The sequence below is a fragment of the Rossellomorea sp. NPDC077527 genome (genome assembly GCF_044542955.1).
GTDB classification, from domain to species: Bacteria; Bacillota; Bacilli; order Bacillales; family Bacillaceae_B; genus Rossellomorea; species Rossellomorea aquimaris_E.
In genome coordinates this window covers 455,560-481,094 of the sequence record NZ_JBITVL010000004.1, presented here as the reverse complement: position 1 = coordinate 481,094, position 25,535 = coordinate 455,560, and the positions used below count along the sequence as shown (strand labels likewise).

Sequence of the window (25,535 nt, the reverse complement as noted above, 5' to 3'; positions counted from 1 at the left end):
TGACGCAAATACGCAAGCTGACCATTTAAAAAAGTTTGCGAGAGACCAAGAATCAGTAATGAAATCCCTCGTTAACACTCATCCTACTAAAAAGATTGAAACAAACGTACTAAACTTCATCGTAGATGACCCAAACACATGTTATTTCTCGCGCTTTGTTGTCATCCCGCCTGATAAAATGAATTTCATTGCTTCCTCGGATTTAATATCCAGTATTTCAATATCCGATTTCGGAATCAAAAACGTCACGCCCGCGACCTGAAACGTTTGGGGAATATAAACAGCTGCGTGATCCTGCAGATCATCATGTAAATCCTCCAGGCTTTCTGTCGTTATGAATCCCAAACATTTCATTGACGTGCCAGGCATTGTGACGAGAGCTACCTTAGAAAATGACTTCTTTTCTCCCAGGAATGAATGAATCGTATCCTTTATGACCGAGTAAATCGTCTTGATAAAAGGAATTTTCTGTAGGAGGATATCCACTAATCGAATGATAGTCCCTGTGAAAAATTTAGTGGACAGCCATCCGAGAACCGTTAACAGGACGATGGTGGCCAGAAGTCCAATACCTGGGATATAGTTTTCATTCAGGTATGGTTTTAAGATATTTCCTAATAAGCCATCAAAAAATAAGAACATTTTATATACAACGTAACAAACAAGAGCGATCGGAACAATCGTGAGCACTCCATTGATAAACGATTTGAAAAACCATTTCATACAGCTATTTCTCCTGCCTTTTCTATAAACTCCCCTTATTATATAGAAAGATGTTCATACAGAAAAGGAGTTCCACTGAATTAATTAGGCGAATGCACAAACACTTTCTGGGTGTATGACATAGAGTATAAGGTAAATAAATAAATTTTTGAGGAGTGATAGGTATGAACTATGGATATGGTTGTTGTGATCCATGTTATCAAGGTGGGTATGCTTATCCGGTTGCTGGATGCGGTAATGGGTTTGCGTTGATCGTTGTATTATTCATCCTGTTGATTATTATTGGAGCCGTTTGTTACTGCGGGCATTAATCTGTGGTTTTGATTATCAAATAATGATGAAAAAAAGAGCTGTCGACACGACAGCTCTTTTTGGATTATATTTTAAAGCTTGAAATTAACTCTTTCAGTTTTTCCGCTTGCTGTGAAAGCTCAGATGCACTAGCGGTGACTTGTTCCATGGCAGCAGATCCTTCTTCAGAAGCGGCAGCTGTTGTTTCTGTGTTAGAAGCAGTGGATTCAGCTATTTCATTTACATGGGCAAATGAAGTGGCTACTTCTTGACTGAGTGATAGGGTTTCTTGAATATGATCCACCATTTCATCCACTACAACCGTTGTTTTCGTTGTTTGATTCAATATATCTTCAAGGGATGCATTGGTTTCATTGGTAATTTCAACACCTGCAATGACTTCTTTCACTCCATCAGAGTTCTGCTTGATGATAATATTGACTTCTTCCTGTATGCTGTGAACGATTTCCGTTACACCTTTGGCAGCTTGTCGCGACTGTTCAGCAAGTTTTCTTACTTCATCCGCAACAACAGCAAAACCTCTGCCATGCTCCCCAGCACGTGCTGCTTCTATGGCTGCATTCAAAGCGAGAAGGTTGGTTTGTTCGGCAATGTCTGTGATAGTGCCTATGATGGTGGTGATTTGTGATGAACGCTGACCTAATGCTTCTACCGTTTCACTTGTATTGGACATGGTTTCTTCAATGCTCATCATTTTTGATGAAGAAGCTTGGACGGTATTTCCGCCCTTCTCCGCAACGGCTCTCATATCTCGTGCGGTTTGTCTTACGAGATCCGCCTGATTGAATAAAAAGCGTGCTGCTTCCTCAAGGCTATTCATCTTTTCTAATGAAGAAGACATGCGATGAGTGGTCTGTTCACTACCCGCGGCAATTTCACTGGATGTTTCTGCAATGGAAGTGATTGTGCGTGACGTTTCCTCAGCAGATGCGAGAAGTTCCTGACTGCTTGCTGATACGTTTTCGGCCATTTCGGAAACCTGTTTGACAAGGATTGCGATTCCGGCGATAAGCTGATTTGTATCAGATGCGAGGCCGGCCAGTTCATCCTTGGATTTGACATGGATTCGTTTCGTCAAATCCCCACCCGCGTTGGCAATTTCTAAAATGGATGTACTGATTTTCTTTGTATTGGTTTTAATGTTATGAGATAAAATGATTCCAAAGAATACCGCTAAAAGAACGGCGAATGCAGATAAGCCGATGGTGGCAATTTTAGACATGTACACCTGTTGGTTCAGGGAGTCGATTCGGTCATTTAAATCTTTTTGCTGATCGACGACGATCATGTCTACATACGAACGAATCCCGTCCAAATATTTTTTCCCTACGCCTGTTTCAACCAGTTTTGCAGCCTTTTCGAGACCATCCTCTTTTCTTGTATCGATCACACGGTCTACAAATTGCATCCAGAATCCGTATTGTGCTTGAATTTTACCCATTTTATCAAGCTGGTCGGGGTTATCTTTCAAGAGTGAATTCAAGTCTTCGATATGACCTTCTACCTCTCTCTTACCATTTTGGTAGGGTGCTAGAAATCCTGTCGCACCAGTGATCACATAGCCTTGTTCCCCGATTTCAATATCATTTAATACTTTTGAAAGATCTTTCAACTTGGTATCGACCTTCATATCATAAGTAATCAACGTGTCGATCTCTTTTTCCAGCTTCATCATATTGAAATAAGAAGTAGCCGAGAGAACTAAAAGTACAATCGTTAATAACCCGAAAGACAGGACGACTTTTCCACGTATGGTACGAAAATACGATAAGAAACCAAAGATATTTTTAGATCCTTCTTTTTTCTCTTTCTTTCTTTTTGGTACTTTTAGCAGTTTTTTTCTAGTCTTTTTCACCGTTTCCCCCTCCTGAAGATAAGCAAAAAGTAGCATCATAGGATGAACTTACCATTATTTTATACATATCGACCTAATATTTCTAGTCAATTTAGAGAAATTATGTCGAATTTTTGAGAATTTTAGTATATTTCAATCTTGTAATAGTGTTCGGTTCATATTTTTTCTTTCATGAATTATCGTACAGCTATGTTTCTTCAAAGAAAAAGTGAAAGATACAAAGGTGTTTTTTGATAAAGAAAGAAAGATTCGGCTTTTCATACATATGAATAATGTAAGGGAAATCTTGATGAGCATCCAGATGAGCGAATCGAAAGAGAGTACGAATCTGATTCTTTCAGGAGGGAGAACAATGCCTCATTCGCATTTAATAAAACCGTTGATTGGGGAACATTATCCGACGATTGATTATGGAAAGGGTGTTTATTTATATGACACCGAAGGTCACGAATATGTAGATGCCTGTTCCGGAGCGGTGACGGCAAATTTGGGACATGGTATGGAAGATATTCTTCAATCGATTGTGAATCAAGGGAACAAAGTGGCTTTTGTGTATCGATCTCAGTTCAGTAATCAGCCTGCAGAGGATTTAGCGGCCTTTTTGAATGACAAAACCGGGTATCCATGGACCTTCTTTGTGAATAGCGGGTCTGAAGCTGTGGAAACGGCCATCAAAATCGCCATTCAACATTGGCAGGAGCAAGGAAAGCCGATGAAAAGGAAGATTTTATCTAGGTGGCTCAGTTATCATGGAATCACCTTTGGGGCTTTATCTGCTTCTGGACATCCCACAAGAAGGGAACGATTCGATTCATTTCTGGGAGATTGGCCCACAATCGAGCCGCCATATTGTGTGCACTGTCCATTTGGGAAAACCCATCCCTCCTGTGGTCTGGCTTGTGCTTCCCAGCTGGATACGATGGTTAGAAGAATAGGTGCTGAAAATATTGCAGCGTTTATCGCAGAACCGATCATTGGAGCGGCAGGCGGGGCAATCACGCCACCGAAGGGATATTATGAACGGATAAGGGAAATCTGTGATGCGCATGACATTTTGTTCATTTCAGACGAGGTGATGACAGGGTGTGGCCGGACAGGGACTTTCCTTGCCCTTTCACAATGGGGAGTAGATGCTGATATTGTGGCGATTGGTAAAGGCCTTAGCGCTGGATATGCACCCATTGCAGCGACCCTCATATCAGAGAAGATCATGGAACCGATATTACATGGTAGTAAAGTGATCATGAGTGGTCACACCTTTAGTGGCAATCCCATGTCGGCAACTGCTGCATTGGCCGTCTTAAAGCTGATCGACTCAGAAAAAATCATTGAAGATGTCGAACAGAAAGGGACGTATTTAAAGAACCTTTTAAAAAAATGTCAAAATGAATTTTCTTATATCCAGGATATTAGGGGCAGAGGCCTCATGCTGGGCATTGAATTTACTGAGCGTGGTGGAGAATTTACGTCATTTATCGTTCAAACAGGCGTGGACAATGGAATCTTATTATATCCTGCTGCAGCCGGAATTGATGGTAGAAAGGGTTCTGCCATTATGGTAGCACCTCCTTTGAACAGTACAAAAAGGGAGCTTGATGAAATGGCGAAAAGGCTGAGAAGCACCTTTCAAATCGCAGCAGAGAAATGGAAGGTGAAGTAGATGTCCGGCCATCATAATAAAGTGAGTCAATTTGAAGATATACGAAATTTTTTCCAAAATGAAATGACACTGATGTTTGGTGGGTTTGGAGGCGTCGGATCTCCACCTACTATTATAAATCACCTGCTGAATTGGGGGGTGAATGAGTTGACGATCATCGGAAACGACACAGGATTCCCCCATATAGGAATCGGTCAATTGGTGGCACAAAATAGAGTGAAGAAAGTGATCGCCTCTCATATTGGATCCAACCCGATCGCAGGAAGGTTGATGAGTGAGGGGAAGCTAGAGGTTGAATTCTCACCACAAGGAATATTGGCAGAGAGAATCAGGGCAGGGGGCGTGGGCTTAAAGGGAATCGTAAGTGAAATAGGGGTGGATGACCCCTATTTGAATAAAGGTAAGACTTTCTTTGAAATAGAAGAGGAACGTTTTGTATTTGAAAGCGCCCTGGTTGCCGAAGTGGGCATTGTCTTTGCGAAAAAGGCTGATACATTTGGAAATCTCATCTATGATAAGAGCGCAAGGAATACGAATCCACTCATCGCAATGGCTTCTGATATTACCATTGTTGAGGCTGAGGAAATCGTGCCTTATGGAGAACTGGATCCTGAAGAAATTGTGACGTCAGGTGTATTTGTTGATCATATTGTATTGTCTAAAGGAGTCGATTGGAAATGGGCCTGGGAAACGAACTGAAGAAAAAGATGGCCATGCGGGCTGCGCTGGAAGTGAAAGAAAATATGATTGTCAATTTGGGTATTGGTATACCATCCCTTGTCCCAGATCACCTTCCCCAGGGGTTTCCTGTCGTATTTCAATCTGAAAATGGAATTATCGGAATCGGTCCTGCACCAGTTGGAGGATGTGAAGATGAGAATTTGTGCAATGCAGGAGGATACCCGGTTTCATTGATGAACGGGGGATGCTATACAGATAGCTCCATAGCCTTTGCCATGATCCGGCGGGGCAAGATTGATTTGACGATTCTTGGATCACTTCAGGTAAGTGAAAAAGGGGATCTTGCGAATTGGATCATACCGGGGAAAAAAGTTCCGGGGATGGGGGGAGCAACTGAACTTGCTTCTAAAGCCAAGAAGGTCATTGTACTCATGACCCATTTGGACAAACATGGAGGTAGTAAAATCGTGAGGGAATGTACCCTTCCACTAACAGCGAATCGCTGTGTCTCGATGATCATCACCGATCGGGCTGTCTTCACCATTGCAAATAATCAATTGATTCTGAGTGAGATCTTCCATCCATACACGGTGAAGGATATAGAAGAGACAACGGATGCACGTTATGTTTTAAGCCCTCAGATCAAATATTTGGGGTAGGGGGAGGAAATTCAATGGAAACTCATTGTCTCATTAGAGAAATAATAGAGGGAAAAAAGAAGAGAACGATCAAGCTTCTGCAAAGGCTTGTGCAGGAGGATAGTGTCAGGGAAAACGAATCGAAGGCACAGGCTATCATTATTGAAAAGTGCAGAAAGCTTGGACTGGAGCTGGATATTTGGGAAATCAATGAAAATGATGTTAAACATCACCCGTTTTATCGATGTGATCGAAAGAATTTTAAAGGAAATCCGAATGTAGTCGGAGTCCTCAAAGGGACAGGGGGCGGGAAGAGCCTGCTGTTAAATGGGCATATTGACGTTGTACCTGAGGGGGACAGGAAGGATTGGCTCCATGATCCCTATAGCGGAGTCATTGAGGACGGAAAGCTTTACGGACGTGGGGCAACGGATATGAAGGGAGGATCCGTTGCTTTGCTTCTGGCTATCGATGTAATCAAGGAGCTTGGAATTCCCTTGAAAGGGGATGTCATCTTTCAGAGTGTCATTGAGGAGGAGAGTGGAGGGACGGGAACGTTAGCCGCTTTAGTAAGAGGGTATAAAGCGGATGCAGCCATCATCCCGGAACCGACCAATATGAAGATTTTCCCGAAACAGCAAGGGTCCATGTGGTTTCGTCTAAAGGTGAAAGGGAAATCTGCTCATGGAGGTACTAGATATGAAGGGGTGAATGCAATTGATAAGGCATATAAGGTCGTCCAGGTACTTCACACATTAGAAAAAAAACGTAATGATAAGGTGGATGATCCATTATATAGCACGATCCCGATTCCATTACCTGTGAACGTCGGGAGAATCGAGAGTGGAAAATGGCCGTCTTCTGTCCCTGATACGGCAGTAATAGAAGGAAGGATAGGCGTTGGCCCTTGGGAAACACTTCAAGATGTCGAACAGGAGTTTCTGACAGAAATGTCAAGAATGGAAATGGTTGATGCATGGTTTAAAGAACACCCTGTTGAAGTGGAATGGTTTGGCGGTCGTTGGCAGCCTGGGAACCTTCCTAGTGACCATGAATTAGTAAAGTCCCTGTCAGCACAAGCAAAAGTGGTAATGGGAGCGAATCCGATCATTGAAGCGTCACCATGGGGAACGGACGGTGGAATCCTATCTCAAGGTGGCGATATCCCAGTGGTTGTATTTGGTCCGGGAACAACACAAGTAGCACATGACGCGAACGAATACATTGAACTTGAGCGGATTTATCAGACGGCCGAAATTCTTTCTCTCTTTATGATTGATTGGTGTAATAGATAGCTTATTTCAGATCATAATGGGGTAAAGAGTAATATCATGAATTCATTATGGTTCGGCCCCATGCCAGATATCCAGCACTCCATCTATATTCATATCACCTTCAGAAGGAACAACTCGCTTATAGATAAGGGTTGTTCCCTTTTTATGGCTGTTTGTTTCATAACTTATCTCTTACATTCATATGTTGGTTAAAAAGGGGCTTATAAGGATGCAAACATACGAATATATAAAACAACCTAAACTTGAAGCGACCATTTATAAAGATGACTACAATCGAAGGATTCGGGTGGATGAGTTCAGAGGGAACCCAGGGGGATTGCTGGAATATGTCATGCATGAGGCTGAGTCTTATCGGTTAGATAAGGTTATTGTTAAGGCCAAGGCGAAACAGGTTTCCTGGTTTATGGAAAGAGGGTTTATTCTGGAAGGGGGCGTAAACGGTTACTTTAATGGAGACAGGGCATTTTTTTTGAGTCGTTTTCTGACGGATGACAGGAGAAATAGCTCCTATTGGAGAAAAGAGGATGAGATTCTCCTAGCGGTTCAACAACTTGATAGACAAGAACTAGTTGGAGACAGGACCATCTCTGTCGCCACCGAAGAGTACGCAGAGAAATTAGCGGATTTGTATAGGGAAGTATTTATGCTTTATCCTGTGCCATTACATGATCCTGACTATGTAAAGGAATCCATGAAAAATGGGACAATCTTTGTGTACATCGAGCAGGATGGGAGGATTGTCAGTGCTGCTTCTGCAGAAATATCATCAACCTATAAAAATGCTGAACTAACAGACTGTGCAACCAGGCCTTCCCATCGCAAGGGAGGATATATGAAGCATTTGTTAAGGAGATTGGAAGATGAATTGATCAATCAGAATATTTTTTGCGCCTATACCATTGCCAGGGCGCTATCATTTGGCATGAATGCGGCATTCCATCAACTTGGATACACATACGGGGGGAGGCTTGCGAATAACTGCATCATCTTTGACAAAATGGAAGATATGAACCTTTGGGAAAGGGATTTAAGTCAAACGTAGTAGAGTTGACCGAGAATCCAATTGTCTTGCATCGGTTGTTCTAAAGCGTGATATGAATCCGTTGGATAGAAACTCTTGGAAAGTTGGTGGAGTAGATGAAAATGAATCTCTATAAACCCAAAAGGGATTGGAAGGATATTGAACTTTGGAAGGATGTCACAGAAGAACAATGGAATAACTGGTTATGGCAGTTAACAAATACGATCAGAACACTTGATGACTTGAAGAAAGTGGTGAACTTGACTCCTGAGGAAGAAGAAGGAGTTAGAATCTCAACCAAGACCATCCCGTTGAATATCACCCCTTATTATGCATGGCTGATGAATGAGGATGATCCCCGTTGTCCGATACGGATGCAATCCGTCCCGATTGGAGAAGAAATCCATAAAACGAAGTATGATTTAGAGGATCCATTACATGAAGATGAAGATTCACCCGTTCCCGGATTGACACACCGGTACCCGGACAGGGTGTTGTTTCTTGTCACCAATCAATGCTCGATGTATTGCCGTTATTGTACGAGAAGGAGGTTCTCCGGTCAGATTGGTATGGGGGTCCCCAAAAAGCAATTGGATGCAGCAATAGAATATATCAGGGAAACTTCAAGTGTAAGGGATGTTTTGCTCTCTGGTGGCGATGGTCTCCTGATCAATGATCAGATTCTTGAGTATATTCTAAAGAACCTAAGGGACATTCCCCATGTCGAAATCATTCGCATTGGAACGAGAGCGCCCGTCGTCTTTCCACAAAGGATCACCGAGAACCTATGTAATATTCTAAAGAAGTATCATCCAGTATGGTTAAATACCCACTTCAATACATCCATCGAAATTACCGAGGAATCGAAAAAGGCTTGTGAAATGCTTGTAAATGCAGGGGTACCTGTAGGGAATCAAGCAGTGATCCTTGCAGGGATAAACGACAGTGTCCCAATCATGAAAAAGCTTATGCATGACCTGGTTAAGATTCGCGTTCGTCCATACTATATTTATCAATGTGATTTATCTGAAGGAATCGGGCATTTCCGTGCGCCTGTCAGCAAGGGGCTGGAAATCATCGAAGGGTTGAGGGGCCACACATCGGGTTACGCGGTACCTACCTTCGTCCTGGATGCCCCGGGTGGAGGCGGGAAAATTTCCTTACAGCCCAACTATTTAATTTCCCAAAGTGCTTCAAAGGTAGTTGTCCGTAATTTCGAAGGAGTCATATCCACTTATCCCGAACCCGAGGATTACGTTGCTGGAAGGGCAGACGACTATTTTAAAGAAGTGTATCATGATGAAGAAATCAAAGAACCGACGATAGGAATCGCAGGGTTGATGAACCAGACCCATTCATCACTCACACCAGCCGGACTCAAACGCCTTGAGCGTCGCAAGGAATATCAGGAGAATCCGGATCACAACTCCCTTAAAGATTTCAGAGGGAAAAGGGATCAACTCAAAGAAAAGAAGCATAAAGCGATGCTTTCCAAAATGAATCAGAATCAAAATGATGATAAGGAAGAATCGTCAAATGGATAAATTTAAAACGTGCGAATGGTGTGAAGAAAATAAGGCCCAGGCCCATCTATCAAATGTGTATTGGGAGCTGCCCGACGGCTCAAGAGCGATTCAGATTGTGAATGTGCCGAGCGTATGCTGTAGTCATTGTGATATGGAGTATCAGGAAGAATCAGTCATCAACGAGATTGAAGATCAGCTCATGCTGATAGATACCAGATTGATTGATAAAGTGATTCCTTATGAAGAGTTGATGAACCTACCAAGGTTACTAAAAAGGAATTACTTTCGATTTTAGTAGGGATGCCCGCTTTTAGTTCAAACACTTTACGAATCTGTATACTTCCGCTATCCTTTTAAAAAAGGAACAGGGCAGGTGGAAGAAATGAGAAAATCCTTTTATCACTATTTAATGAAATTTAGGCAACCTACTGCCAAAGATGATATGACGAGATTTGCCAATTCAGCTTATGATGATCACGGCTTCCCGAAACAATCGCGGCAATACGATGAAATCAGTTCGTACCTGGAAATGAATGGGCATTACCTTGAGAGTATGTCCATTTTTGATAGAGCCTGGGATCATTATCAGTTAGATGAAAAGGAATGAAGTTAATACCTTAAGCCAAAGGACTGACATTTGTTAGGAACAAACGTCGGTCCTTTTTTTCAAAACCCATTTTGTTCATCTAGAAACCTCATTTTAAAAACATTTCTTACCCTAAAGATTAGGTAGTCAGGGATTTCGTGTATACCGATACGATTGTAATTGCATATCATATAAAAAAGGCGATTAAGGGTGAGGGGAGAATGAAGAAACGAAAAGAGCCTAGATTCAGAGTTGGGGAAACGGTAGTCGTTACAATCTATGGTACTGTCGGGAAGATTACCGATATCAAAAAGCTTGACGGAGAGTTTCTATATGAAGTGAATGAAAGTGAAGGGCTATTCAAGGAGAAAGCACTAGAACTGCTTGATTCTTATGATGGATATATTTTTGAACAGGAACAAATTGATATTGAGTATAAATTTTTGTTTGGAGACCTTGTCATTGTGAAGGGGTATGAAGAGGACCTCTTTAAAGTGGTTGGCTTCAGAACAGAAATATGGAGGTATAAAGACGATGCCTGGGAAGATGTGATCTATGAATTAATGAGGATCACGGATGGTGAATGGCTGGAGGCAGATGAAGATGAAATTACCTTAGTTGCAGATGAAGAGCAGGCAGAAGCATTTATAAAAAAATATGGGTTCGTTTTTCCGCAAAAAAAAGAAGGGAAATCGAAATCACTTCATTCACCTGCGCATCCTAAGCCAAGCTGGATTGATCAGCTCCTGGATCATTATAATGACTACAAAACATTGTATCTCCTATTCCAGGATAATAAATACAAGAATAAAATGGATTATGTGTTAGAACAGTTGAAAAATCATACAAACTCGCAATCTATAGTTAAAGAGAAGGAATGAGCCACATAATATATAGAAATACGGGGACGCTTATCAGTAAGAATGACACAAGGATGACACGAAGGATCCATTGCATACCTGAAACAATCATCCCTTCCCCATTTTCAAGCCCCTTTAACATTGATTTGGTTTTCTGAGTAAGTGTATGTAACATATTATCGCTCCTCTGCCTTTGATGATAAAGTCTATGCTTGTCTTTAAAGTGTTATGAAAACTTTTTTTCTTCTGGCATAACCGGGAGAGTATGGTCATAAATTGAGAATCAAAGGGGGCGATCACATGCGGGAGATAGAAGTATTTATCGACACCGAGGAAATTGCTGAGTTCTTCATGAAAGAACTTATTCAAAGAGGATATGTACCGACCGAAGATGAGCTTGAAGAAATAGCGGATATCACTTTCGAGTATCTGATTGCCAAATGCATCATTGATGAAGAATGGGAAGATGATGTATAGAATCTGTTCAACCATTTGATTTGGATATTCAAATAGTCTGGATTGACCATTCATATAACAAGGATTAACTCTTATGTGCCTCTCATGTCTTCTTTCCTGAAGCATGGAGGCACATTATTTTGAGTTAATCCCTCTTTAGGTTTATGAGAATAGAAGTCCGTGCCTTCCATCTCCTGGTCATGGAGAAATGATGGGGCATGGTCATTGTCAGAAGAGGCGACAGCACCTCAACCCGCTGGTCCATAAACCAGTCAGAAGAGGAAAGACGCTCAGACGGAAGGTTTTCCCATACTGACCTTAACTCGGGACTGTAGAGGCGCTTTTCTCCCCCTTCCTTCGAATAAATATGCGGCCAGTAATCTTTTCTTGAGCCGGTATGTGGATGGTGGATCGAGAAGGAAACTGCGGTAGGAAAGACGATTGGATGAAATAGTACACTATACAACTTCTTTCCTAACAAAATTCTGCTATTCACTTTCTCAAATTGTGAAACGGATAGTCCTGCGAGAGAACGTGGGTGATTTCTTCCATAAGGAAAGAGGATAGAAGTGAATTCCAAACGATCTTGTAAAAAAAACTTCCACTTTTCCACCCCGATATTCAAGTGTGGATCAGATAGTATTCTCTTTTGAATCATGTGCTGCTCATTCATAATGAGTGCAATCGTCAATACGTGTTGGTCCCCCGATTGAAGATATTCATCCCACATGGTACGCATGAATAAGGAGACATTGAATTTTTTTAAGAGGTGAAAAGATGAGTGACCGGTTAATTTCCACTGTTCATAAAGTAATAACTGGGGAAAAGCGTCTTCGAAGATGGCTGAATTGCATCGCTCCAGAAACGTGAAGAGAGAGCGTTGTTCATGACTATCCAATACGTGCGAAAGAATATGGCTTCTGATATCTGTCATATGATAACCAGCATTCCTCGACACCATGTGAGCAAGAAAAGACCACTCAAGTTCAGGGTGTTTCTTAAAAAGTGCAAGATAGGAAGATGTTCTGGTCAAATTGTTGACATTATATTTTTGCACCTTGTTGCAGATCTCATGATAGAGCCTGATATCATCAGGGAAGTAGATATCAGGAACAGGAACATCATTCATTTGCCCGTAAAGCCGATCGATCGCCTGTAGATCGAGAAGCGGTGATGTATGGACATTTTTACCTGGTTTGAACAGGTTTAAAATCTTTCGAAAGAGAGAATAACCCAAATGATCCCGCCTCTCTGTTGGAATGAAAAAAATTGTTCATTTGATTTGAAACTAAATCAAAAATAATTCGTATATATGAATACAAAGAAAGATAAAAGATTCTTGGGAGGGTAGTTTATGTTGAAGAAAATCATTAAAAGATTACTTGGTTCGTCAAAACCTCATTATTACAGCTCCAGTGATGCGTGGAAAAAGCATAAATCATCGAAACATAAACATTTTGGTCATCACCATTATAAAAAGCATAAGAGCAAAAGCTTTTTTTCCAGTTTCTTTAGCAGTTGACCTGGAGAGGACGCCAAAATGATTCATACACTCTTTCGTAGTCTGATCAATGCTTTCGAACACACGTGGAAATCAGGTGATAACGTTGATGGCTTCGAAGTCACTCATATGGTTGGGAAAGGAAGCTATGGAACAACCTACTCAGTCAAACTCCGAAATGGAGAAGAGGCGATTTTGAAGCGGATACGCCCTTACAAAAAGGTATTTTCCAATCACGTCCAATATGTCCAGAATGAAAGAAATGCGCTTGAAACATTATCGCACCCCTCTATCCCTGGTTTCCTTTTAGCAGGAGAATATAAGGGGATCCCCTATCTTCTGATGGAAAAAATGCAGGGTAAAACCTTTGAAGAATTGATATTTCAGGAAGGAAAAAGGTATTCAGAGGAAGAATCCTTACGAATAGGTTTGAGGTTAGTGGAAATAGTGGATTTCATTCATCAAAAAGGGTATGTACACCGCGATTTGAGAATTCCGAATATCCTTTTGGATAAAGGGGAGCTTCAAGTCATCGATTTTGGTCTTGCGTGTGAAATCCGTACCGAAGAAGATTTTCCCAAAGTACATAAAGATTTCATGAGGGGGAAATCGAAGAAAAGTGACTTTTATGCAATTGGTCATTTTTTATTATTTTTACTGTATTCTTCTTATGATCCATTGGGTAAAAGGGAAGAAAGCTGGGAAGTTGAGCTCTCCATCCATCAGGATACAAAAGCGATTTTAAGGAGACTTCTGCAGATTGACGAAGAATATCAGGACGGTTCTCACCTGATGGAGGATTTGAAGAAGATCATTCAAACTTTACAAACAGAATAAACAAGGAGGAAGGTCAAATGTCATTTTTTAATAAAGTATTTGCTTCAATAGGTATAGGAGCCGCGACAGTTGATACAAAATTGGAAAAATCAAGCTATGAAGCAGGAGAAATAGTGAACGGGGTGGTGGAAATTACGGGAGGCAGTACGGAACAAAGTATCGACGCCATCTTTTTAACTCTCTTCACTACATATATTCGCGAATCGGATGACAAGAAATTTACCGATTATGCCCCTATTCAAAAGGTGCAAATATCCAATCCGTTCACTGTTCTTGAGAATGAAAAAAAGGAAATTCCCTTTTCTTTTACATTACCATTTGAAACACCGATAACATACGGAAACACAAGAGTATGGGTAGCAACGGGAGTGGATATCAAAAATGCAGTCGATCCAAAAGACAAAGACTATATTGAGATTGTACCGAACCAATTGACGAATGCTATCCTGACTTCTGTACAGGAACTCGGCTTCAGGATTCGGAAAGTGGAATGTGAAGAGGCACCTCGTCGCTACAGGGGGAGGTATCCTTTCATACAAGAATTTGAATTTGTACCGGTGAAGGGTCGATACCAACGTAAGTTGGATGAACTTGAAGTCATGTTCCTAAATCAAACCGAAGATCAGGTCGAGTTGCTTCTGGAAGTGGACAGAAGGGCGAGGGGCTTGGGTGGTTTTCTGGCGGAAGCTCTCGAGATGGATGAATCCATGATCAGAATGTCCATTCGTTCTTCAGATGTCCCTCAATTACCGTCACTGCTCCAAGATGCCATAGACAAATTTGCGTAATCATCCGATTCGACAAAGGTTCCCAAGATTCTTTGAAGGATTCGACAAGCTGTTTGTGTAATTGTATGAGTACAACTTATTGATGGAGGGGTACTCATGCCTATACTTGAAAAAATCATTCGTCCAAAGCTCTTGAGGTCCACCTATGACATGACCATTTTCCAAACGCCCAATTATGGTGAGGATAAAGGTTACGAAGAGGTATACAGAATCTCCTTAGAAGCAAATAATCATGAAGAAGCCCTGTATCAGACGTTCAGAACCTTTAACGTACCAGACTTAATGCCGAAGGATTATGAGGGCAGATATATAGCTACACGTGACATTGTATTCATAGATGAAGGACGGAGAGGCCATTTCTACTACCGTCTTCAGCCAAATGGCTGGAAAAGAGTGAACAGGATCGTCATCCATTAAAGAATGAAGAGAGGCATTTTAAATAGGAAAGAGTTTTGCCTGAAGCAAAGCTCTTTCCTATTTCATTTTCACTTACATATTATGTCCGGGACCATTTTTTCTATTGGCACCGGTTTGCTCTTTTCCATGGGCATTATGCTCAGCATCTAATGCTTCTTTTTGAATATGATTATTTTTCTTTGGGGCATTGATTCTGTTTCGGTGTTTTTTTCCCATCAGTGTATCCTCCCCTGCTAAGACTTGCGTTTTTCAGTTCTTGAAGAGTTCGGCTGGGTTCCCGAGCGAGTAGAAGGGTTGGTTTCATTTGCGTGTTGAACTGCTTGCTTCAGTTTCTTACTCATTTTTTCGTTAGCCATGTGAATCACTCCTTCTGCTTATTATTTTGCCACCCGCTTGCCATTCTATCCTTCCATTTACTAGCGTTGCATATGGATTGAAAAAGGATTACAATGGTGTTTCAACAGTATTGTTAGGAGGAATAAATCAGTGAGTATACATATTAATGCCAAAGAGAATGAAATTGCAGAAACGGTTTTATTACCTGGAGATCCACTTAGAGCAAAATACATTGCAGAAACCTTCTTAGAAGATGTTACATGTTATAACGAAGTCCGTAATATGTTTGGATACACGGGAACGTATAAAGGGAAGAGAATTTCGGTACAAGGTACTGGTATGGGTGTTCCATCCATTTCAATCTATATCAATGAATTAATGCAAAGTTATAATGTTCAGAATTTAATCCGCGTTGGTACATGCGGCGCCATTCAAAAGGATGTAAAAGTACGTGACGTAATCCTGGCAATGACGTCTTCAACAGATTCTCAAATGAACAAATTAACGTTCAACGGAATCGACTATGCGCCAACAGCGAATTTTGATTTGCTTAAACGGGCATATGATGCGGGAGTACAGAAAGGTCTTAACTTAAAGGTTGGAAACGTGTTCACTGCCGATATGTTTTACAATGATAATGCAGAGCATGAAAAATGGGCTCAGTATGGAATTCTTGCCATCGAAATGGAAACATCTGCCCTTTACACATTAGCTGCCAAGTATGGCCGAAACGCACTATCCGTTTTGACTGTAAGCGACCATATCCTGACAGGTGAAGAAACGTCTTCTGAAGAGCGTCAAACCACTTTCAATGAAATGATCGAAGTAGCTTTGGAAGCAGCGATTCAAGAATAAAGCGGCTTAATGGAAAGGAAACTGCCTAAAACCCTAAAATGGGTTTTTAGGCAGTTTTTCTTTTTTGTGAAGTTTCTCCTGCTTACAATATCCTTCTGACGTGGTAAGATGGGGGATGGAACCATTTTAGAGAAACTAGGTGAAAGTATGAAAAAGATCATCTTCGTAACTGCTGCCTCCTTGGTAATGTTATCAGGGTGCTCGCAAGTACAAGAGTGGTCAGAAGATTTATTTGGCCAAAAACAACAAGAGTCACAGGAAAAGGAACCAAACGTTCAAGCACCGGATAACGGGCAGGATGAACAAGCAGTGCCGGAACAGCCTGAAGAAACGGTCCCTGAAGAACTGCAATTAGAATCCCGATACTTTAATGACGTAAAAGAGGTGGACGGTAAGCAGGTCATTCAGAATCCAGCCAATCTATTAGCCCTTGTAAACAAGGAATACGCTTTAGATGAATATAAGCCTGCTGACTTAGTTCGCCCAAACGTGCCATTTGTATTCGGAAATCAGGAGCTGGAAAAGGCGCATCTTCGTAAAGAAGCAGCAGAGCAGCTGGAGAAAATGTTCGCAGATGCAAAGGCAAAAGGGGTTTTCCTGACAGCCATTTCTGGTTACCGATCGTACGAATACCAAAAAATGCTCCTTGAAAGGGAAATTGCCCAATTCGGTGAAGAAAAAGCGGTCATGGCCGTGGCACCACCGGGACAAAGTGAGCATCAATCAGGATTAGCCATGGATATTTCCAGTGAAAGCAATCAATTTCAAGTGAATATTGAATTTGCCGAAACGAAAGAAGGAAAGTGGCTGGCTGAAAATGCTTATAAATACGGCTTCATTCTCCGATACCCGGAGGATAAGGTTTCCGTTACCCAATATCAATATGAACCATGGCATTATAGATATGTCGGAATGGATGCGGCAAAAGTAATCCACGAAAACGATTGGACTCTTGAAGAATACTTTAAAAATGTAAAGAAAATCTAATCTTAATAAAGGGTCAGGGCCTATTTACCTGACCTTTTTTGGTTTGTTGTTGAAAGAAGCCCCTTCCTCCAATTGTTCTGTTTTAGAGGATTCCCACATAAAACAGTAATAGGGCTGTCCAATTTCAAATGGGTGGGTGGATTGTATGATGAGGGTGTTTGGCATTATCGTTTTAGGAAGTGTTTTCGTTGGGATAGGCATCAATCTATTTTTTGTCCCCCATCATTTTCTGGATGGCGGCATGATCGGGATCGGTTTAATAGCACATTACTGGTTTGGTTTCAAACCGGGACTGACCATTATCCTTCTTAGTGTGCCCCTCTATTTTCTTGCTTTCATGAAAGACAGGGCCCTCTTTTATAATAGTATCCATGGCCTGTGGCTTTCTTCCTTGATGATCGATTTTTTTTATCAATGGCATATGATGATTAATATCCCTCCACTTATGAGTGCCATTTTCGGAGGTGCTTTCGTTGGGATCGGGATTGGATTAATGCTGAGGGGGAATTCAGCCACAGGAGGATCAGACTTATTGGCACAGTTGATCGGGAAAAGTTTTGGCTTTAATGTGGGCAAGTTGATCTTTGCTTTTGATAGCATTGTGCTTATGGTGGGCTTTCCGATCATCGGGACCGAGGCATTTCTATATTCTCTATTGGCTGTCAGCACGGTAGGGTTTTTTACGACGATTTTGACGCATCATAATGAAGACGGTGGATTTTCCTTTCACTAACAAGGAAAAGCTGATAAAATAAAGTAGTTATGAGCATTTGATTGCTCAGTGGCAAGATTTATGATAGTCTAAACGGAAATTCACAGGAGTTACATAGCAACGAAAGTGGTGGAAGCTTTGGAACAAGATAAGACAGAACAGTCGCAACAGGAAACGCATTCAAGTTTCATAAAAATGAAAAAATTCAAGTTTGTCATGCTCCTCTTTTTCCTTGTTTTCCTTACAGCGGGAATCACAACGTTTGCACTTGCGTTCGGTGACGAAAAAGCGGTCAACGTTGGGGTTACGGAGCGTTCGGAGTTTCAGAAACTGTATGAAGCCTATGACAAATTAAACGAAAATTATTACAAGGATCTTGATGAGGATACTCTCGTCAACGGTGCGATCAACGGTATGATCGACAGTGTAGGAGATCCATTTTCTGATTACATGAATGAAGAAGAAGCGAAGAAATTCGAGGAAAGCATCTCATCTTCTTTTGAAGGGATCGGTGCAGAAATCCAGGAGAAGGAAGGCTATATATCCATTGTTTCTCCGATAAAAGGTTCTCCTGCAGAAAAAGCCGGGTTGCAACCGAATGATATCGTCACAAAGGTAGATGACAAAAGCATACAGGGAATGTCTGTAACGGATGCGGTCCTTTTAATACGTGGTGAAAAAGGCACGAAGGTAACCTTGACCATACAGCGTCCGGGTCAGGATAAGCCTATGGAAGTCACCATCACAAGAGACGAGATTCCGATTGAAACGGTTTATGCAGAAATGAAGGATAACGGTGTGGCTGAAATCCAGATCACCAGTTTCTCCGAAAATACGTACAAAGAACTGACAGAAGCTCTTAATGAAATGAACGATAAAGGCATGAAGAAGCTTGTCTTAGACCTTAGACAAAATCCTGGTGGTTTATTGGATCAGGCAGTCAAAATCTCAAATCTATTTGTTCCTGAAGGGAAAACATTATTCCAGGTGGAAGATAGTAAAGGGAAAGTGCAGAAATATGTCTCAGAATCAGGTCAAAAGGTAGACGTTCCGACAGCCGTCCTGGTTGATGAAGGAAGTGCAAGTGCAGCCGAGATCCTTTCGGCAGCGGTGAGCGAATCCAATGATATTCCTTTGATCGGAACAAAGACGTTCGGGAAGGGGACCGTTCAAACGGCTGAGACCTTCAAAGATGGATCAAATATGAAGTTTACGACAGCTAAATGGCTGACACCTGACGGTAATTGGATTCATGAGAAGGGCATCAAACCGGATGTAGAAGTGAAGATGCCTGATTATGCCCAGCTTCCATACATCAATCCTGACAAGGAAATGAAGGAAGAAGATTTATCTGAAGGGGTTAAGACAGCAGAGCAAATGCTGAAGGCATTAGACATCAACCCTGGAAAAGTAGATGGCTATTATGATGAAGATACAACAACAGCCGTTAAAAAGTTCCAAGGAGAAAATGATCTAGAAGTGACGGGTACATTAAATGGGGAAACCATCTTGAAGCTTATGACCGATCTTCGGGAGAAGTTGAAAGATAACGACCCTCAATTGAAAAAAGCCATTGAGATTTTGAATAAACAACAATGATAAGTGGTCCCAGGTGAATTCACCTGGGATTTTTTTATTTCCTTTCTAATAGCTCATTTGGTCTTTGATCCCTCGTATAGAATAAGCATTCGATACCAACAATGAAAGTATATATGAGGTGATTCAATGAAAAAAATCGTACTGACCTTTGCAATCGTGCTTTCTGCCATTGTTTTCATAAGCGGTTCACCGTTTTGGAGAGATGAGGGTCTTCCTGCTGCAGAGGGAGGCACGGCCGGTGATAACTTACTAAGCGTAAAGGGCGAATCTTTCTTTCCACTCGAAAAAATGGAACCGGTCAACTTCCTTCTGATTGGTTCTGATCAGCGACAGGACGAAGCTGCACGTGCTGATGTCATGATGGTGGTACAATACATTCCTCAAGCATCTACGGTTAAACTCGTTTCCATCATGAGGGACACATTCGTAGAAATCCCCGGACATGATAAGAGTAAAATCAATCATGCCTTTTCTTGGGGTGGAGAAGAACTGCTGGTTGAAACGATACAACAAAATTTCGATTTGAAGATTCAACATACCGTGAAGATTGACTTCAATGATTTCATCAGCATGATGGATCTTGTGTTCCCTGAAGGGGTAAAGGTTGGCATAACCCAGCCGATGATCAATCACTGGAAGTGGTTGAAAGAACCCGGGGAAGTAGTGTTGAAACGGGAAGAAATCCTGCAATATGTAAGGTTCAGGGGAGATGTCAACAACGACTTTGGACGAGTAGAGAGACAGCAGGAAATCATTCGGTTAGCCGAAGAGAATCTCATGAAAACGATCCAATCGGGTGAAGGCATGACAACGATCACTTCTCTTATCAGGGAAGGATTAAATAACGTTGAAACTTCCACACCTATAAGCGAAATCATGAAATATGGTATGTCTGTTTTATTAAATCCCATCGATAAAGTGGAGACCCTCCGCATACCCATCGAGGGCAGCTTCACTGATTTCTCTACGACGCACGCTGGTCTTGTTCTTAAAATGGATGAACAAAAGAATCGTGAAGCCATAATGGTTTTTTTAGATCCACATTACCATGAATAAAAATCTGAAGAATCAAGGTCCAGATATGTTTCAATCTTCTTCATTTTTCTTATGATTAAATCGTGAAGATAGTTCCTATACTTTTGATCTTCAGCCAGATTATGTTCCAGGTGGAGTACCTTGATATGCTCAAGGTGCTCTTTTAATGTTCGCTCATCGCTGTCGGATCCCCCTGATTGGACTTTGCGGAGAATGACATCAACCAGTTTTTCGTGAGTGGCTTCAATGGTTTTTGTTCCTTGCCGGGCATAAATGGCCCCATATCGCAATTCTCCCCTTGTGACAATAGAAGTATAAGGGACATATCTCGGATCATAATCAATGATAAGTACCTGAAACCGTTTATGACACATCATCGGGTGAGTGGCTTCAGGGAATATGAAGTCTTCCGTTCTATATCGTAAAGATTTTGGAAGCAGATGTTGCAGTTTATTATCAACATCTGCTTTATCCAAAAATTCCTCGTCCGTCAAGCCTTTCAAATCAATGGACCCATCATCGAATTGCATAACACCAATGATAATGCATCCGCCTCCTGTATTGGATATTGCAAGGATATGTTTTGCCATTTTGGTGAACTCAATCCAATCAGATTTAAAGTCCACATAATCGGTTTCACCGGTATTATGGAGCAGAAGATCCTTCAATGTTTCATGAGAAGGATTCTTTAGGAAATCTCTTAACTTAAGGGGAACAATCTTCTCATAATACATGATACTCCCACCTTTTACATTCATCACAAATTTATCTTGCCATTGATTCGATCATTCTCTCTGTTACATACTACATTCTATGCGTGATCAGAGTGGGATAACGCTCCTGATCGTATAATTCTTCGAATAGATCATTCTTTCAAGTGGGATCTCCGTTGTTTTCCTGCCTGCTTTCTAATAGAATATGGATAGGAATTAATGGAGAGGAAGATTACATGAAAAAGGATGTATACATATTATCAGGTTTTCTTGGCAGTGGGAAAACGACATTACTGAAAGAATTACTTCAATCCTTAAAGGATCATAATAAAAAACCGGCAGTATTGATGAATGAATTAGGAAGTGTATCGATTGACAGTGATGCAGTTGATGATGATACTGCACTAAGGGAGCTTCTTGATGGATGTATTTGCTGCACCATATCTGAAAAGTTGGAATCCCAGCTCCAGGAGCTCTTAATGAATGAAGAATTTGATGTGCTGGTCATTGAAACGACGGGGGCAGCCCATCCGGTTGAGGTGGTGGATTCTATCTTGTCCCCACTGTTTGCCGATCGATTCGATTTCAGAGGGATTGTCACTGTGGTGGACGGACTCCAATGGCGGAACAGGGGTGACTTCAGTCCGGCAGTCTTACATTTGATGAGAGAACAAATCCGTCATGCACAGTATATTGTAGCAAATAAAATGGACCTGCTTAGTGAAATGGAGCAGGGAACATTCTCATATGAATTACAACAAATCAATCCAAGTGCCAAAGTATATCTAACAAATTACTCCCAAGTTTCGATGGAGGATATCCTGTCTTTAAAAGCACATAAAAGATCGGTATCCCACAACCAAGCCTCAATTGGTGATCATTTAACTTTACAAGCGGTTGTATATACGTTCAAAGGAAAAGTGAATGGAGAAGCCTTTGAAGATTGGGTGAAAAATCAGCCTGATACCATTTACAGAATGAAGGGATATGTGCCTCTACAGGGAAGGAGATATCCAACATTATTTCAGTATTCTTACGGCATGCCTCTCTTCATGCCGGGAGAAATGAATTATCCCACCAATTTCGTCATAATTGGGGAAAAATTACATAAAGAAGAAATAAAACAGTCTTTACAGAAGATTGACCTAATGATGTAGTCCAAGGAGTGGGGAATCCTAATGGTGTTTCTACTGTTTAGTGTAGAACTCATTTTATTTATTACTGGAATATATGGCTTAGGTATATATGAATCCAGGTTGCAGTTATTTATATTTACTGGATTGATCGTCCTCAGTATCGTGTTATTCATCTGGACGGTTGTATCCTATCAGAAGAAACAACAGAAGGGACAAAGATCAAATGACTGTTGGGATTGTGCTATTTATTCACCTGACTGTTTGCCGGCTCCGCGAGGGAATAAATTCGATTGTGATTCACCTGACTGTGACTGTACCCCAGACTGCAGTCCGTAGGAGGGAAAGAAATGAATGAATGGATCACACTTTCCTTTATGCCTTGTCACAGAATGCCGGAGAGGTCACTGAATGTGAAAGGTAAACAATTCCCGCTCTGTTTCAGGTGTATGGGGATCCTTTTTGGGATGATCCTGGGAGTTTCTTTTACATTGTTGTTCTTTCAAGCGTTGACCTTTGTTTATCTATTGATGGCCGTTCTTTTCATCATCCCACTCTTAGTGGATGGATTCACTCAAAAGTGGGGATGGAGACGGAGTACGAATTTTCTTCGGTTGCTAACAGGACTGCTTTGTGGAATGGGTTTATCGCTGGTGATCGTCATATTGTCTAAATGGGGAGTCAGCCTCATCATATTAGTAACAAGTTAAATCATTGACAATCTCTAAAAAAATGTATATTATTTAATAGTTAACTTAGTGAAGTATTTATTGAGTGTAAGAAAGGTCGATTTTTAGTGGGAAAAGAATTGTTCGAGCTAGAAGGATTATTTAGATCCGTTTTTAGAATGATGAAATCAGATATTCGAACCATCTTTGGAGAATTCATTTCAAATGGAGAATTTCGCGTTCTTCAACTCATCAGGGAAAATGGTGCATTGAAATCCTCTGAAATTTCTAAGCGTATGGAAGTTTCAGCGAGTCACATCACCTCCATTACAGATACATTAGTTGAAAAAGGCTATATTACTAGACAGCGGTCGAATGAAGATCGCAGAGTCGTAGAGTTGACTCTCACATCTCTAGGGGTAGAAGTGCTTGCACAGTGTGAAGAGAAGAAATCACACTATTTTCAGCAGTTATTTCAAACCTTTGACAAAGACGAGATCAACCATCTGATTGAATTGTTTGAGAAGTTGCTGAATTCATCGGTACGCAAGTAATCGAATGAGATTAGGTCCTGATCTTCTGAAGAGAAGTGTTGAACAGGAACGAATAATAAGGGTTGACCTTAAAAGCGGTCATCCCTTCTATTATGCTCATTTACTTAAGTTAGTTAATTATTCATACTATAAATATTAAGGGAGACAGAGAATTATGGAACATTTAGAACATCGAAAAAAAGTATTGATCATGATTGCCATTATGTCAGCCATGTTATTCGCAGCATTGAATCAAACCATTGTTGGAACGGCATTGCCTAAAATCATTTCTGAAATTGGCGGAATGGATTATTATAGCTGGGTCTTTACCATTTTTATGCTGACTAGCTCAGTTACCGCTATATTAGTGGGGAAATTATCAGATATGTATGGAAGGAAGCCTTTTATCCTGCTTGGGATTGGTGTCTTCATGATTGGTTCGTTCTTAAACGGACTTTCATCTTCTATTATTCAGTTAATCATTTTCAGGGGAATCCAAGGATTCGGAGCCGGAATGATCATGTCTACAGCATTTACCGCTGTAGGAGACTTATTCTCCCCGCGTGAGAGAGGGAAATGGCAGGGGTTAATGAGCAGTGTGTTTGGTCTTGCAAGTGTATTCGGTCCAACTCTAGGGGGATGGATCGTGGATAACGCCGATTGGCACTGGGTATTCTGGGTATTCCTTCCCGTTGGGTTCATCGCATTCGGAATGATTTATAAAATGTTTCCTTCCCAAGAGCCGAACAAGGGACTTAAAGTGGATTATTTAGGTTCCGTCATGTTAACCTTAACGATCATTCCATTATTGCTCGCCTTTACCTGGGGGGGGAGTGATTATGAATGGATTTCTATTCAGATCATTGGATTACTGACATTATCGGTTGTAGCACTAGTACTATTCATCATTACGGAAAGAAGAGCAAGTAATCCTGTGCTTCCGCTTCAATTGTTTAAGAACAAGATCTTTACCCTTTCAAATATCATTGGTTTCATACTCGGAGCAGGAATGTTTGGGGCCATCATGTATATGCCGTTCTTCATTCAAGGTGTAATGGGTACATCTGCCACTAAATCAGGACTTGTCATGATGCCGATGACATTAAGCATGGTGTTTGCAAGTACAATCGGTGGACAAATCATAACAAAGACGGGGAAATATAAATTTCTTGCCCTTATCGGATTGTTCGTCATGAGTACAGGGATGCTTCTATTATCTTTCATGGATACGGACACTACCAATGCGAGAGCCTTACTCAATATTATAATAGTTGGAACAGGTCTTGGACTCAGTTTCCCTGTGTTCACACTCACGGTTCAAAATGCCGTACAGCATAAGTTTCTCGGAGTGGCCACAGCTGCTACACAATTGTTCAGACAAATTGGTGGAACAATTGGAGTAGCCATCATGGGAACGGTGATGAACTCTTCTATGACGTCCAAGATGACGGAGAAAATGTCTTCAGTGAAGGACTCACCTTTACTTACAGATCCTAAGACCAGTGGAGTGATGAAACAGCTCCAAGATCCTCAGAACATTATGAACGGTGGAAAATTAAAAGAACTTCAATCAACATTACCAAAAGAATTCCAAGGAGTATATGCATCGATCTTAGATGGTGTAAGGGAATCTTTAAGTTATGCTTTAACCAATGTGTTCTTCATCGGAGCCATCATTCTCCTGGTTGGATTCGTACTAACCTTCTTTATGAAGGAGATTCCATTAAGAATGTCAAACAAAGATGTCACAGAAGAAGAAAAAGAAGCGAAACTTAAAGAAGCTTCCAATCATTAATATCCAACTATAA

At 41.1% G+C, this 25,535-nt stretch carries 30 protein-coding genes; 23 read left to right on the top strand and 7 right to left on the bottom strand.

Going from position 1 to position 25,535, the window contains the following annotated elements; all coding sequences use genetic code 11:
* Window positions 1-141: 141 nt before the first annotated feature.
* Window positions 142-723: a DUF502 domain-containing protein gene (locus ACIGG7_RS16925; protein WP_397550349.1), complete on the bottom strand. Its 582-nt coding sequence runs from the start codon at window positions 721-723 to the stop codon at window positions 142-144.
* A gap of 164 nt (window positions 724-887) precedes the next feature.
* On the opposite strand from ACIGG7_RS16925, the gene ACIGG7_RS16920 reads away from it, so the two are divergent.
* Window positions 888-1,034 carry a YjcZ family sporulation protein gene (locus ACIGG7_RS16920; RefSeq protein WP_224940477.1) on the top strand — a complete coding sequence of 49 codons (147 nt, stop codon included), beginning with the start codon at window positions 888-890 and terminating at the stop codon, window positions 1,032-1,034.
* A 65-nt stretch (window positions 1,035-1,099) separates the two neighbouring features.
* On the opposite strand, the gene ACIGG7_RS16915 is transcribed toward ACIGG7_RS16920, so the two are convergent.
* The gene (locus ACIGG7_RS16915) at window positions 1,100-2,890 is read right to left on the bottom strand and encodes a methyl-accepting chemotaxis protein (RefSeq protein ID WP_397550348.1); all 1,791 of its coding nucleotides are present in this window, start codon (window positions 2,888-2,890) and stop codon (window positions 1,100-1,102) included.
* Window positions 2,891-3,242: 352 nt separating this feature from the next.
* Here ACIGG7_RS16915 and ACIGG7_RS16910 point away from each other — a divergent pair, with 352 nt between their 5' ends.
* The 9 genes from ACIGG7_RS16910 (at window position 3,243) to ACIGG7_RS16870 (ending at window position 11,178) form a co-directional block, all read left to right on the top strand.
* Window positions 3,243-4,550, top strand: coding sequence for an aspartate aminotransferase family protein (locus tag ACIGG7_RS16910; protein ID WP_397550347.1), 1,308 nt, complete (start codon window positions 3,243-3,245; stop codon window positions 4,548-4,550).
* Window positions 4,551-5,249 (top strand): 3-oxoacid CoA-transferase subunit A, encoded by a 699-nt coding sequence (locus ACIGG7_RS16905; protein ID WP_397550346.1) that lies wholly within the window; start codon window positions 4,551-4,553, stop codon window positions 5,247-5,249.
* The gene (locus ACIGG7_RS16900) at window positions 5,228-5,890 is read left to right on the top strand and encodes a 3-oxoacid CoA-transferase subunit B (RefSeq protein WP_224940481.1); all 663 of its coding nucleotides are present in this window, start codon (window positions 5,228-5,230) and stop codon (window positions 5,888-5,890) included. The genes ACIGG7_RS16905 and ACIGG7_RS16900 overlap by 22 nt, the downstream gene beginning before the upstream one ends.
* Before the next feature lie 14 nt (window positions 5,891-5,904).
* Window positions 5,905-7,164, top strand: a complete 1,260-nt coding sequence (locus ACIGG7_RS16895; protein WP_224940482.1) for a peptidase — start codon at window positions 5,905-5,907, stop codon at window positions 7,162-7,164.
* Between the two features lie 208 nt (window positions 7,165-7,372).
* Window positions 7,373-8,206 carry a putative beta-lysine N-acetyltransferase gene (ablB, locus tag ACIGG7_RS16890; protein ID WP_397550345.1) on the top strand — a complete coding sequence of 278 codons (834 nt, stop codon included), beginning with the start codon at window positions 7,373-7,375 and terminating at the stop codon, window positions 8,204-8,206.
* 95 nt (window positions 8,207-8,301) lie between these two features.
* Complete coding sequence (kamA, locus tag ACIGG7_RS16885; RefSeq protein WP_224940484.1) at window positions 8,302-9,729, top strand: lysine 2,3-aminomutase; 1,428 nt, start codon at window positions 8,302-8,304, stop codon at window positions 9,727-9,729.
* Window positions 9,722-10,006 carry a YokU family protein gene (locus tag ACIGG7_RS16880; protein ID WP_397550344.1) on the top strand — a complete coding sequence of 95 codons (285 nt, stop codon included), beginning with the start codon at window positions 9,722-9,724 and terminating at the stop codon, window positions 10,004-10,006. Before kamA ends, ACIGG7_RS16880 begins: the two co-directional genes overlap by 8 nt.
* An 87-nt stretch (window positions 10,007-10,093) precedes the next feature.
* Window positions 10,094-10,318, top strand: a complete 225-nt coding sequence (locus ACIGG7_RS16875) for a YozE family protein (RefSeq protein WP_224940486.1) — start codon at window positions 10,094-10,096, stop codon at window positions 10,316-10,318.
* 200 nt (window positions 10,319-10,518) lie between these two features.
* Window positions 10,519-11,178, top strand: a complete 660-nt coding sequence (locus ACIGG7_RS16870) for a hypothetical protein (RefSeq protein ID WP_224940487.1) — start codon at window positions 10,519-10,521, stop codon at window positions 11,176-11,178.
* Here the strand turns inward: ACIGG7_RS16870 and ACIGG7_RS16865 are convergent.
* The gene (locus ACIGG7_RS16865) at window positions 11,162-11,332 is read right to left on the bottom strand and encodes a hypothetical protein (RefSeq protein ID WP_224940488.1); all 171 of its coding nucleotides are present in this window, start codon (window positions 11,330-11,332) and stop codon (window positions 11,162-11,164) included. The genes ACIGG7_RS16870 and ACIGG7_RS16865 overlap by 17 nt on opposite strands.
* Window positions 11,333-11,457: 125 nt before the next feature.
* Here ACIGG7_RS16865 and ACIGG7_RS16860 point away from each other — a divergent pair, with 125 nt between their 5' ends.
* The gene (locus ACIGG7_RS16860) at window positions 11,458-11,634 is read left to right on the top strand and encodes a YozD family protein (RefSeq protein WP_224940489.1); all 177 of its coding nucleotides are present in this window, start codon (window positions 11,458-11,460) and stop codon (window positions 11,632-11,634) included.
* A gap of 124 nt (window positions 11,635-11,758) precedes the next feature.
* On the opposite strand, the gene ACIGG7_RS16855 is transcribed toward ACIGG7_RS16860, so the two are convergent.
* On the bottom strand, window positions 11,759-12,850 hold the full coding sequence (locus ACIGG7_RS16855) for a DUF2515 family protein (RefSeq protein ID WP_397550343.1): 1,092 nt from the start codon (window positions 12,848-12,850) through the stop codon (window positions 11,759-11,761).
* A 303-nt stretch (window positions 12,851-13,153) separates the two neighbouring features.
* On the opposite strand from ACIGG7_RS16855, the gene ACIGG7_RS16850 reads away from it, so the two are divergent.
* The 3 genes from ACIGG7_RS16850 to ACIGG7_RS16840 all read left to right on the top strand — a co-directional run bounded on the left by ACIGG7_RS16850 (window position 13,154) and on the right by ACIGG7_RS16840 (window position 15,156).
* Window positions 13,154-13,951: a serine/threonine protein kinase gene (locus tag ACIGG7_RS16850; protein ID WP_397550342.1), complete on the top strand. Its 798-nt coding sequence runs from the start codon at window positions 13,154-13,156 to the stop codon at window positions 13,949-13,951.
* 17 nt (window positions 13,952-13,968) lie between these two features.
* Window positions 13,969-14,739 (top strand): sporulation protein, encoded by a 771-nt coding sequence (locus ACIGG7_RS16845; RefSeq protein WP_224940492.1) that lies wholly within the window; start codon window positions 13,969-13,971, stop codon window positions 14,737-14,739.
* 96 nt (window positions 14,740-14,835) lie between these two features.
* A complete protein-coding gene (locus ACIGG7_RS16840) occupies window positions 14,836-15,156 on the top strand; it encodes a YodL domain-containing protein (protein ID WP_224940493.1) in 321 nt (106 codons plus the stop codon).
* 72 nt (window positions 15,157-15,228) lie between these two features.
* Here the strand turns inward: ACIGG7_RS16840 and ACIGG7_RS16835 are convergent, their stop codons facing one another.
* Both ACIGG7_RS16835 and ACIGG7_RS16830 read right to left on the bottom strand, forming a co-directional pair.
* Window positions 15,229-15,372: a hypothetical protein gene (locus ACIGG7_RS16835; protein WP_224940494.1), complete on the bottom strand. Its 144-nt coding sequence runs from the start codon at window positions 15,370-15,372 to the stop codon at window positions 15,229-15,231.
* A 17-nt stretch (window positions 15,373-15,389) separates the two neighbouring features.
* A complete protein-coding gene (locus ACIGG7_RS16830) occupies window positions 15,390-15,512 on the bottom strand; it encodes a hypothetical protein (protein ID WP_263628063.1) in 123 nt (40 codons plus the stop codon).
* A gap of 130 nt (window positions 15,513-15,642) precedes the next feature.
* On the opposite strand from ACIGG7_RS16830, the gene deoD reads away from it, so the two are divergent.
* The 5 genes from deoD (at window position 15,643) to ACIGG7_RS16805 (ending at window position 20,701) form a co-directional block, all read left to right on the top strand.
* Entirely contained in the window at window positions 15,643-16,347 is a 705-nt protein-coding gene (gene deoD, locus ACIGG7_RS16825) for a purine-nucleoside phosphorylase (RefSeq protein WP_224940495.1), read from the top strand.
* 147 nt (window positions 16,348-16,494) lie between these two features.
* The gene (locus ACIGG7_RS16820; protein ID WP_224940496.1) at window positions 16,495-17,334 is read left to right on the top strand and encodes a M15 family metallopeptidase; all 840 of its coding nucleotides are present in this window, start codon (window positions 16,495-16,497) and stop codon (window positions 17,332-17,334) included.
* A gap of 145 nt (window positions 17,335-17,479) precedes the next feature.
* Entirely contained in the window at window positions 17,480-18,067 is a 588-nt protein-coding gene (locus ACIGG7_RS16815) for a YitT family protein (RefSeq protein ID WP_397550341.1), read from the top strand.
* A 117-nt stretch (window positions 18,068-18,184) separates the two neighbouring features.
* Window positions 18,185-19,645, top strand: a complete 1,461-nt coding sequence (locus ACIGG7_RS16810; protein ID WP_397550340.1) for a lmo1851 family serine protease — start codon at window positions 18,185-18,187, stop codon at window positions 19,643-19,645.
* Between the two features lie 126 nt (window positions 19,646-19,771).
* Complete coding sequence (locus ACIGG7_RS16805; RefSeq protein ID WP_397550339.1) at window positions 19,772-20,701, top strand: LCP family protein; 930 nt, start codon at window positions 19,772-19,774, stop codon at window positions 20,699-20,701.
* Here ACIGG7_RS16805 and ACIGG7_RS16800 read toward each other — a convergent pair.
* Complete coding sequence (locus ACIGG7_RS16800) at window positions 20,689-21,414, bottom strand: AlbA family DNA-binding domain-containing protein (protein WP_397550338.1); 726 nt, start codon at window positions 21,412-21,414, stop codon at window positions 20,689-20,691. The genes ACIGG7_RS16805 and ACIGG7_RS16800 overlap by 13 nt on opposite strands.
* A 215-nt stretch (window positions 21,415-21,629) precedes the next feature.
* Here ACIGG7_RS16800 and ACIGG7_RS16795 point away from each other — a divergent pair, with 215 nt between their 5' ends.
* The 4 genes from ACIGG7_RS16795 to ACIGG7_RS16780 all read left to right on the top strand — a co-directional run bounded on the left by ACIGG7_RS16795 (window position 21,630) and on the right by ACIGG7_RS16780 (window position 25,522).
* Window positions 21,630-22,550: a CobW family GTP-binding protein gene (locus tag ACIGG7_RS16795; protein WP_397550337.1), complete on the top strand. Its 921-nt coding sequence runs from the start codon at window positions 21,630-21,632 to the stop codon at window positions 22,548-22,550.
* Between the two features lie 326 nt (window positions 22,551-22,876).
* On the top strand, window positions 22,877-23,236 hold the full coding sequence (locus ACIGG7_RS16790; protein WP_397550336.1) for a DUF2085 domain-containing protein: 360 nt from the start codon (window positions 22,877-22,879) through the stop codon (window positions 23,234-23,236).
* Window positions 23,237-23,322: 86 nt separating this feature from the next.
* Window positions 23,323-23,748 carry a MarR family winged helix-turn-helix transcriptional regulator gene (locus ACIGG7_RS16785; RefSeq protein ID WP_397550335.1) on the top strand — a complete coding sequence of 142 codons (426 nt, stop codon included), beginning with the start codon at window positions 23,323-23,325 and terminating at the stop codon, window positions 23,746-23,748.
* Between the two features lie 154 nt (window positions 23,749-23,902).
* Complete coding sequence (locus ACIGG7_RS16780; RefSeq protein WP_224940504.1) at window positions 23,903-25,522, top strand: MDR family MFS transporter; 1,620 nt, start codon at window positions 23,903-23,905, stop codon at window positions 25,520-25,522.
* Window positions 25,523-25,535 lie beyond the last annotated feature (13 nt).